Consider the following 14954-nt stretch of genomic DNA (forward strand, 5'->3'; position numbering starts at 1 on the left):
CCACAAAATAATATCTTTAGATAATAATCTCTTTTATCTCATTAATATACGTCAATATTATACTACTCCTGTCAAACTTCTGCTCAACATAGCTCCGGGCCGCTTCTCCCATGGCTTTGCGCTCATTTAAATTAAGCGCCATGAATCTGTCCAAAGCCTGTAAAAGAGCTTCCTTATCCCTTGGAGCAAACAGAAATCCCGACTTGTCTTTATCAACGATCTCTCTGCATCCGCTGATATCAGAAGCAATGACGGGCCTTCCGGTCGCAGAAGCCTCCATAAGGACGTTTGACATTCCTTCGTGATAAGAAGGATGAACGATCGCATCGCTTTCTTTTATATAAGGGTGAATATCGGGCTGATAAGATATCATCTTGAAATAGCCCTCTTCCTGCGCTTCTTTTACCTTATCCTCGTACTCGTCGTCGAAATAACCGATTCCAGCAAAAGAAACTCTGTCACCGTACTTCTTATGCAGCTCTTTTGCCGCATAGAGGTACTCGTCCGTCCCCTTTTCCTTCATGATCCTGCCGATATACAGAAATCTCGTAACATCATCCGTATGCCCCGGATAATCTTCTTTCCTGTGTTTATCAAGATTAACTCCGGACCCGTTTACGACCACATGCTTAAGAGCCTTGATGCCATGTTCCTCGAACACTTTCTTGTTCTGACTGTTCTGGAAAAAGAGGCATCTGCACTTCTTAAGAGCTGTCTTATACATAAGGACAATGAGCTTTAACAGCACTCCGCCTCTTTCAAAGGTGGTTCCAAGTCCCGTAACCGTTGATACATAAGGAACTCTTAAAAGTCTGCAGGCAAAGCCTCCATAGATATTAGGCTTTATTGTATAGGTAATTACTATATCCGGCTTTTCCTTGCGAATAAGTCCCATATAGGAACGAAGAAGCGCAAGATCCTGAACGGGATTAACTCCTCTTCTGTTTATGTCAGTATGGACTGTTCTGCAGCCTTCATCATTTAATTCTTTATTCTTAAGGTCATCCGGCAGGCTCACCACCACTTCAAAGCCTTCATCCATGAGCCCAAGCAGCAGCTCGTTTCTGAAGTCGTAGAGTCCGCTTGATGAATTTGCAAGTATCAGTGCTTTTTTCATACCAGCTCACTCTCCGGAAGAATAAGAAGATCATTATATTTCATCATATATATGCCTTCTTTGTAATCTCCTATGGCAGGAGCATTCTCTTTTCCCTCAAGGTTATTTATAACAAGCTTCGGGAAGTTCACTCCGCACTCATAGGCATGAGGGTAACCTCCGCCAAATCTGGGGTTGATCTCGGAAAGGTACCATTTTCCGTCATCAAGGAAAAGATCTGCATCTATCATGCCTCTGTATCCGCAATCTTCCGCAAACTGCGCAAGCTTATCGAAAAGCTCGGGATCCTTTACCGAAACGGATTTGTCGGTCTCTCCCGCTCTCATCTTGATCTTTTTCTTAAGGAATATTGATACGCACTTACCTGACACCATATCGATGTAGATGTCAGCGCCGTACTCCTGACCTTTCATGTACTCCTGGATCATCAGATCATCGTATATATCAAAGAGTGTGTCTATCTCCTCGTCTGTATTTACCATGTTTATATTAAGACTGGCGCTTCCAAGTCTTGGCTTTACGAATACGGGATAAGTAATCTCGCCTGCTGCCTTTGCCTTGTAAAAGCTGTCCTTGTCGATGTAGCACTTGCCTGTTGAGATACCCTTTTCCGTAAGAAACTTGTACATCGCGTACTTATCAAGGCTCATCTCGCAGAGGTCGTAGCTTGATACGATCGGCGTAGTTCCGACTTCTTCAAAACGCGCACGCTCCTTGGCGATAAGCGAAAGCTCGGGATCTATAAGTGAAAAGACTCCGTCTATTTTTTCTTTTTTACAGATATCGATGACCTTGTCGATATAATCGGGCGCATCGATCCTGGGAACAATGTAAGCCTTGTCGGCGTCATATATCGCAGGCGCTAAGTTGCTGCAATCAGTCGCGATCACGTTTCCCTTGCCCTTTAGGGTCTCCTTAAAGTATCTGACAACCTTGTCTCTTGTTCCTGCGCTTAGTACCAAAATATTCATCATGCTCTCCAATTGTTTAATTCATCAAAGAAAAGCGGCGTTCCGCCGGTATGGATAAAAAGAATATTCTTATCCGCCAGGTTATTTTTCCTGATGTAATCCTTCATTCCGCAAAATGCCTTGCCTGTGTATGTTACGTCAAGCGGCATTCCGTATTTTATCATGGCATCTTTAATAGTATTCTCGATGTCTTTGTTTTCTTTGCCATAACCATCACCTGTATAGTCGTCAATGAATATGGTTTTTTCTTCTACATCTTTCCTGTCAAAAGAGATCTCTTTTGCCTCAAGATATTCGTATATACTATCAAGCACTACATCTCGGCCTCTGGGGTTCTTCCTTGCTATGCTGATGCCGATGATCTTCCTGTCCTTAGAAACGTCGTCCTTTCTTATTTCCAGTATCTGCCCGCACACAAGCCCTGCATGGGTGGTCCCTGTGCCGGATGCAAAAAAGATATAGTCAAAATGTATTCCGGTTTCTTTTTCGTAATCAGCTATCTCATCATAGCACCTGACATAGGCTTCCGTACCGATATTGCCGTGACCTCCGCCCATTATGAAATATGGGTTCTTACCTTCTTTTCTAAGGCGCTCAAGCTCTGACTCTATTGTGTCATGGACTTTTTCAACAGGAACTGTTATTATCTGTGCCCCAAAAAGTTCCATGAGGACACTGTTGTATGTTGTATCGCTCACTTCCTCAGGTCCTATGATAACGCAGGGGATGTTCCTTGCTGCTGCCATATTGGCTACGACTCTGCAATGATTGGAATGGCTGCTTCCGTACGTTACGACCACATCTGCGCCAAGTCTGTCTATTTCTTCAAAAAACAACAGAGCTTTTCTTGCCTTGTTGCCGCCAAAAGAGTAGGGAATCATGTCCTCTCTTTTGACATAAAGGGAAGAAAGCTCGTTATCATCAAGTTTGTGTATCGGTGTGGGTTTGATGCTTCCTGTATTCATCAAAATCCTCCAGTGCGTTTAATGCAACTCCTTCGCTGTGAAGAACTGCCTTTACGGTATCTATTATAACCTTAATATCAGTCAAAAAGGATAAATGTTCTACATACCATACGTCGTATTCAAATTTCTTTTCCCAGGATATGGCGTTCCTGCCGTGAGCCTGCGCCCATCCGGTGAGCCCGGGTCTGATGCTGTGACGAAGTCTCTCTCGCTCGTTGTAATAGGGAAGATATTTAACAAGAAGGGGGCGCGGCCCGATAAAAGACATGTCGCCCTTTAGGATGTTAAAAAACTCAGGGAGCTCGTCAAGGCTTGTCTTTCTAAGGAAACTACCAAAGCTCGTAAGTCTCACTTCATCGGGAAGAAGCTCGCCGTTTGCATCCCTTGCATCTGTCATGGTCCTGAATTTGTACATGTTGAATATCTTCTCGTCCTTGCCGGGACGTGCCTGCTTAAAGAGCACAGGGCTTCCGAGCTTGGTTCTTACAAGGATCGCCACGATCGCATAGAGCCAGCAAAAGCACACTATCACAAGAAGCGATAAGATTATATCGATAAATCTCTTGATATATTTGGCGTAGAATGAATTAACCATTTTAACTCCGTTCAACAATACTTTTATTATAAAGATCACATGTCTGCGTGTAATTTGACATACTCATCAAATCTAGGCAAAAGAAGTGATATATAACCGTACTGAGCTGTGCTGATAACGCCTTTCCTCTTGAGCCTGTCTCTGTACACGGAAAACTGCGGCGTTGTCATGTTAAGCTGCTTTCTTATCTTGCCAACATTGGTCTCTTTGCTTATAGCAATATAGCCTACCACTTTTTTGTCAGTTTCTGACATTTCAGACCATATTTTATCATAAATATACTCATCAAGATACTGATCATATTGCGGAAGTACATCATCTATTTCCTTGCTCTTACTCTCCCACATGAGATACCCAAGTACCTGGAAGGCAAATGAATAACCCTTTGTGAGCTTCGCCATATGCTCCGCCTTCTCACTTTCAATATCAAATGTTTTTTTATAATGTGAGACAATTGCTGTGTAATTAAGCGGGTCCATTATAATTTTGGGTGCCCTGTAAAGGAAGGTAAGTGTCTTTTCATTCTGAAGATTATAGAGATTATCATACAGTCCCGTCATGATCAAAAAGACATTATACCCACGCCTTAGATATATCTGAATAGCCGCTGCAAATACTTTTACATTGTCATTGTTGGTAACTTCATCGACTGTGACAAGTAATCTCTTTCCGGCCTTTGTTATGTGCTCAAGCATTCTGTTAACGGCAACTTCCACATCGGTTATGGGAGCGGCATTTTCAAATGAAACTCCAAGCCCAAGAGCTGAGAAGTCGAGCTTAGCCTTTACAAAAAGTGCATGAAGCTCCGGGACTGCATATAATGTAGCCGCAAGCCCTTCCAGCATATCCCGCTCCGGGCTTATCTCCACAACTATCCAGTCCTTTTCCTTCCTGAGTTTCTCGGAAATATCCGTCATCATGACGGTCTTGCCGGAGCCCCTGATTCCCGTCAGCATGTATACATGATTGGCAGGTCTGTCTGCCCTGAAGGTTTCCAGGATCTGATTGGTCTGAGTCAGTCTTGATATGTATTGAGTTGGAAGTGTTCCGAAGGATATTGAAAACGGATTCTGCATATCTACCTCCATCTGTTTCTTTTATATCTTTTATGTTCTTTTATATCTTTTTATATGTACAAAAAGTCTTTATATTCTTTTATATCTTTTTATATCTATTAATATACATTCATCCCATACTCAAGTCAAACGCACTAAAAAGAGCAATCAGCTTTATCGCTGATTGCTCCCATTAACTGATTCCTTTTAATTATTTTTCATAACTGTTTCCCAATCTTGGGGAGCTTCATCAGTAATCACGAAGGGATGATGTGCACTCATTCCCAAAAATTCGCTGATAACGCTCCAGGATGATACAATATACCATTTCTCACCGTAACGAGCCACTGTCGGGAAATAATAAAAAGTCTTGTCTCCAACATCTGCCAATACCGCAACACAAACAACCTCATCAGCGCCATAACAGTCGCCTTCTATTTCAACTCTCTTATTATACTCTTCAGTTGGACAGATACTTCCAATCATCTCTTCCGGTGTTGAAAAGCGAATATTCTTTATATTTGTAAAATCCTTGTATTTTTCATTATTATATATATCCAAAAACTCATTAATATCGTCATCATCCTTCAGCGGGATATTTACTCCGAATTCAATATCATCACCCATAACATAGTAGCTAATAGCCATATAAAGGAGGCCACTTTCCTTGCTGTGCAATCCGACTACATTTGAAGAAACATAAAACTCATTATCAGAAGGGAGCTTAACCGCAAATGCCGGGTTAAAAGCTCTAAATCTTCTGAGCATACCATCATACTTATAATGTTCCGCCTGTGTCTCCCATGCATATGACTTGAGCATCTTATCAAAGTTCAAATCCCTTAATCCTTCGACAAAAGATGTCGCTGCTTCTTCTGCAGTCTTAAAGCCATCACCTTCGTATTGTGTTTCCTTAGCGCCTATGCCGTTTGATCCGCATCCCATCAACAACGCACATACCAGCATTAACGCTACAACTCCCTTAAATAGCTTCATTTCATCTTACCTCCCAATACCAAACTCACAGCTTAATTATATTTAAAAGTATTTCAACGATTAAAAAGACCACAATCATCACTACTACAATTCGGTTTATCGTAGGTGCTTTAGCAATTTTCTCCCCTTACAGAATAGTTATCTAACACGTCAGGCGATGTTCCGGGTTCAAAGGCATCTTCCAACGCTTTCTTATACCACATAGCTCCGCCATTTTCCAATACATATTTTTTGTATTCAAGCGCCTTATCCCTATCTCCCATCTTATTTAATAAATGATACAGATAGTACGCTATCGAAACCTCACGAAGCGGATATTGAGCCGTGCTGAAATAGGAACTAAGCATATTATAAAGTTCCTGAAACTTCTCTTGTTTTAATAATAATGAAATGTCAGCATTTAAAGACATTCTATCGTATAGTTTCGCAGCTATACTGTAACGGGAAAGCTTTTTAGAAAGCTTATTAGCAGTAATGACGCACTCATTCAATATATCAAACTCATTATAGTATTCAGCAATGAGAGAAATCAGATATTGTCGATACAGAATGCTTACAGCAGAATTACAATTACTGTCGATAAGTCTGATTATTTTTGCAGTATCATCAAACCTCCCCATATTCGCCAAAGCACTGCCTGCCTCCAAATATAGCGCCGCAGGGGTTATACGTTTATTTCTTAATAGTGGTAAATAATAGTAGATTCGTGAAAGGCCTTTATCAGCACAGCAATCATCAAAAATATATCTAGTCAGTTCATTTCCAAAAGCCTTTTTACGCTTTGAATATAATAATAAAAAAGAAGCCATCGAAATACCAAAAATGAGTATTAAAAAATCATCTTCTTTTATTATCAACTTCAAAATAAAGAAAACAGCAATATGGCAAAATAATATTATGTTTATAATTGATCTATATGCAAAAAAATTCTTTGCAATAGCATCAATCCGATCCTTTTCTTCTTTATCATCAATAGGTCCGATTATTTCAAGTATTTCATCTATCAATTCTATACTTTTCTTCATACTTACGTTTCCTTTGATACTCTGCAACGAGTCGCTATGCTTAAAACACACATCTATCCTCTGTTTTTGTGGAAGAAGCATGTAGTGATAGTCCTAATGATTCAAACCGATCTTTTGATAGCGCAACCAGGCAGCTATGATATATAAATTGTTTCTCATCGCCATCTGACCACAGTCTTAAAATTGTTTTTAAAGTATTGATTGCGCCTGTTTTTCCCTGCACTATCGCAAAATAATCAATTCCTCTATTTTCATAAAGCATTTTAGTGCCTTCACATTCTAAAAGTGTAGTTGCATAAAAAGCGGTTATTTTTATTAACTCATCCTTTATCTCAGAAAAATCTTTATTTCTTTCTGCATCTACATGCGCAACTACAATCCCAAGTTTATCCATGATATCTGCTGTATTATCAATATTATTCTCATTGTAGAATTTTCTAGACAAGTCTTTATAATTATTTAGCAGATAGCCATGTTCAAAAGAATGGAATCGAGGCTTTTTTTCATCCTCCTCAAAGAGTTTGTATCCCTTCTCACGCATAATTAGTGCAAACTCAGTAATGGCGCTTCGAAATGAATCTTGATTATCTTTCTCGAAAGCTATTGTCTCATTTAATCCTGCCGCCCTCAGAACAAGTTCATTTTTACCTACAAATTCATATTCGATATCAAAGCCTTGAACATATAAATCATCTATTTTTTTCTCATAATTTATGAGTGTTCTCTTATAAAAACCACCAGAAGCAATCTTTCCTATATCAAATCCATGTTCTTTAGCCTCTGGCCCCATTATTTCTTTGATAATCTTTTTGTATTGTATGGCCATATTATCCTCCGCAATTCTCATTTACATTAAGTACACCCATCAAATTAGTTCCAAGAGAAAGAGCGCCTAATTGATTTGCAAACTTTGATGCATACTCTATCAGTATGGGGGCTAAAGCAATCGCAGCTTCCCCTAAGGCAGCCGCAACAGCACCTCCAGCTAATAATAATCCCAATACACCTGCAGTAGCTAAAACAGCCTTGCCCACTTGTTTTACACCAGAATAAATATGTTCCTTATATCTTTCCTCAATTTTTTCTTTGGAACATGATGGAACCTCAATTCTTCGACCATTTGTATCTTTTGTATACTCATAAAAAACTAGTCCTTGATTCTTTCCTGTACCAGTATAGTAATGAATGTACTGTCCTGGATTTAAAACAGATTCAATATAAACATCATTGAATTTTTCATCATAGTTAATACCTTGATTTGCATATTCGCAACCAGTACTAAAACTGTTTCTATCATCAGTATCCCACATTAGAACATACTGAGCTAGTTGCCCTTTTGCCATGGCATTCTTTATTTTTCCTAATGCCTTAAGTTCAGGATGCTCTTCATAGTACTTGCTATTAGGATCGTAAGTAGAAGGCTTTATTTCATAGATTTCTGCTAAATTTTGATCAGGGTTTGCTATTAAAATATCAGCTTTTCTCCAAATACTCTGCATACCATTTCTATCCTCAAGAGGAACTTCGCCATGAATAACAAACTCAGCCTTTGCATTAGGTATATTAGCTACAGCATAACCTTCCAGAAATGTGTGCGCTTCTATCCCTTTTCCGAACACTCGAACCCACCATGGGATATTTCCTGTAGGGTCATAGAGTTCTATAGGGCTATTATAGCAATATTCATATAAATTCAATGATTCCGGATTACTGATATCCGTGAACATATAACTATCTCTGGAAGCAAATCTTCCTGTATTCGCATCATAGTACCTTGCCTGAGCATAATAACCATCAGCTATTTCATCGTATTGATAACCGGTAAATGCAAATGGATGAATTATATTACCTTGCTTTGAGTAGCTTTCCCTATGTCTCTTACCTGTACTGGGATTAAGGCTTCTACCAAACTCATCATAAGCAAAAGCTGACAATACCGAACCGTCTGTACCAGTGAGATACATTCCCGTTCCAAGCTCATCTAACATATAATAATAATCGTTGTCATGTTTTGACATAGAAATTACATTATCATCATATGTATATATCTCTACCTGATCATTAACAGAACGTTCAAGCAGATTGTGATATTCTCTTGTTAGATCCAACATATATTCAATGTTTTCTGTTGGATTAATGGCAGAAACGCGCTTTCCTATTCCATTATAGCTATATAATGCCTCACCTTTTATCGAATCAGTAACCTTCACAAGCATATTTGTTGCATCATAAATAAATGTCTTTTCTACGACATCATTTACAATACTTTGTGATATATTCCCACGATTATCATATGTATATAGTTTATGTTCAAACGGGGAAACTTCCTTATAAAGCCTGTCAAGTTCATCATAACTATATGTCGTGATATTTCCATCTTCAGTCATTCTGCTTCTATTTCCAAAAGCATCGTAGTTATAGCTCCTTAAAAGTGAACCATTAAGGCTTACGCTAGTAAGTCTTTTTTCAAGATCATATCCATAGGTATATGTTCCGGACATCTCACTAAAGTTCCTACGAGATCTATCAATACCAGTTCTATTTCCTTGAGCATCATAATTGTAAATGTATTTATCCAAAAGCCCATTGTCATCATGCATCTCAAGGCTCTTAAGCAGACCTCCGGGAATGTAATCCATGATTTCCCTATTTGAATTAGGAAGACGTTTTTCAATAAGTCTATCAAACTCATCATAGAAGTAAGAAGTCTTTTTATCACCGCTAATAAGTTCGCTTAATCTGCGCTTATTATCGTAGATATAATCTACTTTTTCACCGCTGGGATAAGTAATAGATGATCTCTCATTTACTTTTCCGTAAGTATAAGATACTTTCTTTCCATTATAATCAGTTACAGAAATTGCTCTTCCAATAACATCTCTCGCAATCTCTGTAATTCCCAACCAATCTGTAAACTTAGTAAGCTTTCCAAGTGCATTGTAAGAAAGCTCTACGCTTCTTCCATCTGCGTAGTTAATAGAGTTTACACGATTATCCAGATCATATGTATATGTTGTCTTATAATTATCCTTATCTGTCTTTTTAATTAGTCTTCCGTAATGGTCATACTCAAAAGCTTCAGTGTACCCAAGCGCATCTGTCAACATAGTAAGCTGTCCTGAAAGGTCATAGTCATAGATAGTGACGTGACCATCTTTTCCAACCGTAGGGAATATATCACCTTTTCGTTCTTCTTCACTTATAAGACCTTCAGCTCTATGAATGCTCTTAAGATTATCAAGGGCATCATAAGTATAGGCTGTCTCATTTCCAAGAGCATCAACTACACTCTTAAGGCGCCCTGAAGGTGTATATGTGTAAAGTGTTGTACTTGTTCCATCCGTAACCTTCGTAGCTCTGCCCATGGCATCATATTCATAAGATATATTTCTACCATCGGAAGCTGTGACATTTAAGATGTGATCACCAAGGTCATATTCATAGCTTATCGTGTATCCGTCAGAAAAGCGTCTTTTTATAACCCTGCCTGCGAAATCATATCTAAGCCTTTGCTCAAGTTTGTCACAGAAATATATAGCTGATAGTCTTCCGTTTTCATGTTCAAACCTGCGAACTCTTCCCGCCGCATCAGTTATACTCTCTATATCTCCAAGCTTTGTATATGCATAACTTGTGGTATTTCCAAGAGGATCAATCTCTTTCACCACTCTTCCAAGAAAATCTACTTCTCTTGTATATCTGTTTCCAAGAGCATCTGTTACTGCTATAAGATTCCTGTTTTCGTCGTACTCATAAGTCTTTGTATTTCCAAGAGCATCAGTCTCTGATGTAATATTACCAACGCCGTCATATGTAAGGCTCCGCACCTTGATATCACCATTGTACTGAGCTATAACATTATCATTTGCATCATAGTCGTATGAAACTTCTCTGTGTTCAGGATCAGTTACCTTTATAAGCCTCTTTAAAAGGTCATACTCATAGGTTATCTTTCCGCCATTTGGAAGCGTAACCTCTTCTTCGTCCCAAACCTTGTTATAGCTGATCTTTGTGATCCTTCCTGCTTCATCTGTATATTCTGATGTCTTTCCTATATCGTTATAATCCCATGTTTTTGAAGTATTATCAGGATTCTCAACTCTTATGAGCTTTCCGTTTTTATTGTATGAATATCTTGTCTCAAAGCCCATTGGATCTATTGTCTTAATGATCCTATCCATAGAATCATACTCATAAATGGTTTTTGCACCTAGGGCATTCCTTGTAGAGATGATCCTTCCAAGATCATCCCTCTCATAAAAGGTTTCTAATCCTTTTTCATCCTTTATATAACAGATATCTCTATTTTTATCATATCTTAGGAAAGTACTTTCACCCTCCGGATTAATTATCCTGTCAATCTGACCATAGGAGTTGTACAAAAACCTATTCTCTTCAAGGAGCGGATTTATTGAACTTATAAGCTGACCACACTCATCATAAGTATATTTATAAACTGCTCCGCCCGGAGTTTTTACAACTATAGGTTTTCCCTGTGCGTTGTAGGTTATATTTGTGATATTTCCATTGGCATCAATAACTTTGGTAAGATGCCCCCTGTTATCATAGCTAAATCTTGTTATATTACCCTTTTTATCAGTTACAGCAGTCTTCTGATTCTTATCATTATAGGTAAATGTTTCTGATATGCCTTGCTCGGGATATCTTGTACCTATGTGCCTGCCAAATTCATCATTAAGGTATTCTGTTACCAGTCCGTTCTGCTCAGTGACTGTCGTTGTCCTATTAGCTTCATCGTATTTAAACGTGACTACTCCGCCATCGGGAAATTCTTGCTTTGTCACGCGTTTTGCATCATCTATTTCATTTTTAAGGAATATTACTCCTTGAGGATTGGTTACTTCATTGATAATTCCGTTCTTATCGTAGTTGTATTTTCGTGTAGTCCCGTCAGGATAAGCAACCACGTTAAGAAGAGTATCTGCATCTCTGCTTACATACTCATATTTTACACTTCTACCTGTATTATCTTTCGCGCCGGTTACATAGCCATTTTCATTTATAGTTATCTCAATGTATTTATTCCCGGAAACAATTCTGCAAAGCCCGTCGTCTAAACGATCAATCCTTGCAAGCTCATTTACCTGATTACCAAAAGCTAAAACGTTGCCAGCTTTATCAAACTCCGTATAGGAACCATCATCTTTCACAAGCTTATAACGATCTGGATATTCGAATAGTTCACCCAGTTCACCGTGCTCTTCTACATATTCAATCTTTTTGCTTTCATATTCTTCTCTTGTAAAGCATCTTCCATCATAGCATCTTACAATCTCAATATTTTCATTATCTTCAATGTCATATCCGTCGTCTGATATATCAGAATCTTTAGTATCGTCAGAGACTTTTTGGTATCTTCCTTCATGTCCATCAGAAAAGAAAAGCACTATAGTACTATCATCATTCTTATCTTTAGAAATGTGCATATCAAAAAGACTGGTCCAGCCTTTTCCGAAGAGACCGGATCTGTCACTTTGTGCATTGTAGAATCTTCTGATCGTTAGTGGATATAATCCCTGAATAACAAGATCTTCCCTGTCATTTATGTAATTACCATTATTAACATTGACAGGATCCGAAAAGAAAGACTGACAGTTAAAATTACAGCCCATCATAAAACGTTTAAAGCCTGCAAGTGCAGAGAGCTGAATATTGTCTTTATAATTATTGAAATTTAAATTTATATTCTGCAATGTCTTCGCTGCACCTGTGGTAACGAGATTTAAGTATATATCCTCCATCTTAGGATCATATACCTTCATCTTACCAAGCGCTCCGGCTGTTTTACTTACTTCAGTCAGAAAATCGACTACATACTGTTCAAACCCTGTACTATCAATGTATGCACAGGATTCTTCATCGAATTCCCTAAAATTCTTAATTACGGTATCTATAAATTCGCCATCTCCGCAAAGTTCTTCACTTAATAGTCTGGCTGCCTTATAACTTGGCTGTGTAAAGCTCCCATATTCGCAAAACTTATCCTGAAGATCAGCTGCCTTTTCCTCAATCTCAATACTTTTAGGTCTAAAAGACATCTCGTATTTTCTGAATATCTTTTTGATATCTCTTAGAATGTCAGTATCTATCTTAGCCTTGGCAGATATATCTACCACTGCTTTAAATAATTGGTCAACCTCAAAGTAAAGTTTTACCATTCTTCTTTGTAAAGCATGCAAATCTTTTTGGAATCCAGATTGTTTGATGCTTATAAAATACTTTGAAGCCTCTGCCGCCTTTCCAACATATGTCTGATTCTCTACATATCTGTTATATGCAAACCCTTGTTGCTCTGCCTTCCTGTTATAATCCCCTATTACAGCTTCAAGTTCATCAATAAAATCAGCTATCTTCTTTGCATCGTATCTCTTTCCCATTTAATATACTCCCCATCATCCTTCTTGTGGTGACATCATTGCATCTCTCTCCGCTCGAAGCGATTCGATTTTAGCTTCGCACTCTTTAATCAGTTCCTTGATATTTTCAATCGCAGCAAGAATATCTTCTAAAAGTTTTGCTGTATCAGATAGCCCCACTCCGGCTTGATGAATCATTTCCGCTCTTAGCTTATCCGCATCACTCTCACATTTCCCCTGCCATTCTCCTGACCACGTCATATCAAAGGAATTAGCTGGATAATAATAATCGTTTTCGATACCGGTCTTCCTCTCGCTTATATAATCGTATGCTTCTTCTAATTCGGAAATCTTATCCCAGTATTCCTTAATCTTCTCCTTTAAATGCCTTATCTTTTCATTGATTTCATCAATAGTACTCATCTTTCATTCCCCACATTTATCATTCGTTAACTTTAAGACTCTTACTTGCTACATCATCAACTCTTATCATGCTATCTCTCATCTTCAAAAATGCTTCCGGTAAAGCTTCTGCTGATTCTGATCTATAAGCACTTGATGCTTTGTAGACTTTTTTCAATATTTTCTCCATCTTTTTTCCAACGTCTGTATGATCCCATACTTTTACAGAGCTAAGAGGCTCTTGTGATAGAACAAGATCGGAAGAAGTGTATTTAATTTCATTGACAATATCTGTAAAGATATTAGTATCCATAAATACTTTATTTTCAGGCATTCTAGGCTCCTTGTTTTATAAGCACTATACTTGTAACATTTCGATTAATATTTTAACAATACTATAATCATTTTTCAACTTTATTGTGCCAAAAAGAGCAATCAGCATTATCGCTGATTGCTCCCGTTAATTTCAATACTTTTTCAATTCTTTTTAAAACTTTGCTCCGCAGCTGGGACAAAATAGGCTTTCTGATGAAGTCTCTGTTCCGCACTGTCCACATTTTTTCATCTCGATATCTTTAACAATCTGAGTGTTCTGAGCGTTCTGCCTTACTCCGCTTCTGATAAGAGTAAGGTGCTCAGGTAAGATCTGCACTGCCGCATTAGCTGCAACAGACTTTCCTATCTCCTTATCAAGCGCATATAACGCTCCGCAGCAAGTTGACTGCGCATAAAACTGTGTGCCCCATCTGAATGTGGGAATAAAGAAAAAGAACGTCAAAACCGTGTACGTTTTAAAAATATTGTATCTTCCGTAGCTTCCACAGCTTGGACAGATAACCGGTCCTACTGACGGATAATCCTTTCTTTTGGTTTCGGTACCCCATACTATAAACATAATTCTCTCTCCTCCTTGGATGTTTTATATATATGTATACAACTGACAACATCAAAATGCTGCAGTGAATACTCAAATAACCTTGATCATGTTGTTGTCACGGAAAAAAGAATAGTATTTCCGTCAATCCATACCGAGCCCGGATAGTACTCGGGAATTATATCTTTGCAGAAATCCTCCGAGTATTTCCAGTTGCCTTCACGCTCCTTAATGTTTTCAAATGTCACATCAGGTTCTGCCTCTGTGAAGTCGTAGGATGAAGCGTATTTCTGAGCCACATCGTCCGACAACACTATATATCCTTGAAATCTATAATCGGTTGGTCCGGGAACTCTGCTATCTCCGCTACCCAAAGTAACCTGCTCCCACTCGATCTCCGTAGCACCTTCCAATGAAGGAAACAGCTTCTCAATTGCACTTATATCAGCGCTTACGCTAGATTTAGCCTCCTCGCCGGCTCTTTTACCGTTTGTGCATGCCGTGGCACAAACGAGCAGTGTCAGCACAAGTATCAGTGTAATTATTGGCTTTATACGCATCTTGTTCATTTTACGCA

At 38.6% G+C, this 14954-nt stretch carries 13 protein-coding genes; all 13 read right to left on the bottom strand.

Annotated elements, in window-relative coordinates; translation table 11 throughout:
* Positions 1-16 precede the first annotated feature (16 nt).
* A complete protein-coding gene (locus BM377_RS06515; protein ID WP_092245543.1) occupies positions 17-1117 on the bottom strand; it encodes a glycosyltransferase family 4 protein in 1101 nt (366 codons plus the stop codon).
* Positions 1114-2088: an ATP-grasp domain-containing protein gene (locus tag BM377_RS06520; RefSeq protein WP_177223820.1), complete on the bottom strand. Its 975-nt coding sequence runs from the start codon at positions 2086-2088 to the stop codon at positions 1114-1116. Before BM377_RS06520 ends, BM377_RS06515 begins: the two co-directional genes overlap by 4 nt.
* Positions 2088-3053 (bottom strand): 1-aminocyclopropane-1-carboxylate deaminase/D-cysteine desulfhydrase, encoded by a 966-nt coding sequence (locus BM377_RS06525; RefSeq protein WP_092245549.1) that lies wholly within the window; start codon positions 3051-3053, stop codon positions 2088-2090. Before BM377_RS06525 ends, BM377_RS06520 begins: the two co-directional genes overlap by 1 nt.
* Complete coding sequence (locus tag BM377_RS06530) at positions 3010-3648, bottom strand: sugar transferase (protein WP_092245551.1); 639 nt, start codon at positions 3646-3648, stop codon at positions 3010-3012. Before BM377_RS06530 ends, BM377_RS06525 begins: the two co-directional genes overlap by 44 nt.
* Before the next feature lie 35 nt (positions 3649-3683).
* Entirely contained in the window at positions 3684-4724 is a 1041-nt protein-coding gene (locus BM377_RS06535; RefSeq protein ID WP_092245553.1) for an ATP-binding protein, read from the bottom strand.
* A gap of 186 nt (positions 4725-4910) precedes the next feature.
* Complete coding sequence (locus BM377_RS06540; protein WP_092245556.1) at positions 4911-5699, bottom strand: hypothetical protein; 789 nt, start codon at positions 5697-5699, stop codon at positions 4911-4913.
* Positions 5700-5809: 110 nt separating this feature from the next.
* Complete coding sequence (locus tag BM377_RS06545; RefSeq protein ID WP_143104476.1) at positions 5810-6724, bottom strand: hypothetical protein; 915 nt, start codon at positions 6722-6724, stop codon at positions 5810-5812.
* A gap of 40 nt (positions 6725-6764) precedes the next feature.
* On the bottom strand, positions 6765-7550 hold the full coding sequence (locus BM377_RS06550; RefSeq protein ID WP_092245563.1) for a hypothetical protein: 786 nt from the start codon (positions 7548-7550) through the stop codon (positions 6765-6767).
* 1 nt (position 7551) lies between these two features.
* Positions 7552-13122 (bottom strand): DUF6531 domain-containing protein, encoded by a 5571-nt coding sequence (locus tag BM377_RS06555; RefSeq protein WP_092245566.1) that lies wholly within the window; start codon positions 13120-13122, stop codon positions 7552-7554.
* A gap of 15 nt (positions 13123-13137) precedes the next feature.
* Positions 13138-13524 (bottom strand): hypothetical protein, encoded by a 387-nt coding sequence (locus tag BM377_RS06560; protein ID WP_092245569.1) that lies wholly within the window; start codon positions 13522-13524, stop codon positions 13138-13140.
* A gap of 19 nt (positions 13525-13543) precedes the next feature.
* Positions 13544-13837: a hypothetical protein gene (locus BM377_RS06565; RefSeq protein ID WP_092245572.1), complete on the bottom strand. Its 294-nt coding sequence runs from the start codon at positions 13835-13837 to the stop codon at positions 13544-13546.
* A gap of 153 nt (positions 13838-13990) precedes the next feature.
* Positions 13991-14398 (bottom strand): zinc ribbon domain-containing protein, encoded by a 408-nt coding sequence (locus BM377_RS06570; protein WP_092245575.1) that lies wholly within the window; start codon positions 14396-14398, stop codon positions 13991-13993.
* An 86-nt stretch (positions 14399-14484) separates the two neighbouring features.
* On the bottom strand, positions 14485-14946 hold the full coding sequence (locus BM377_RS06575) for a hypothetical protein (protein ID WP_092245579.1): 462 nt from the start codon (positions 14944-14946) through the stop codon (positions 14485-14487).
* Between the last annotated feature and the right edge of the window lie 8 nt (positions 14947-14954).

Source organism: Butyrivibrio sp. INlla21 (assembly GCF_900116875.1).
Lineage (GTDB): Bacteria > Bacillota > Clostridia > Lachnospirales > Lachnospiraceae > Butyrivibrio.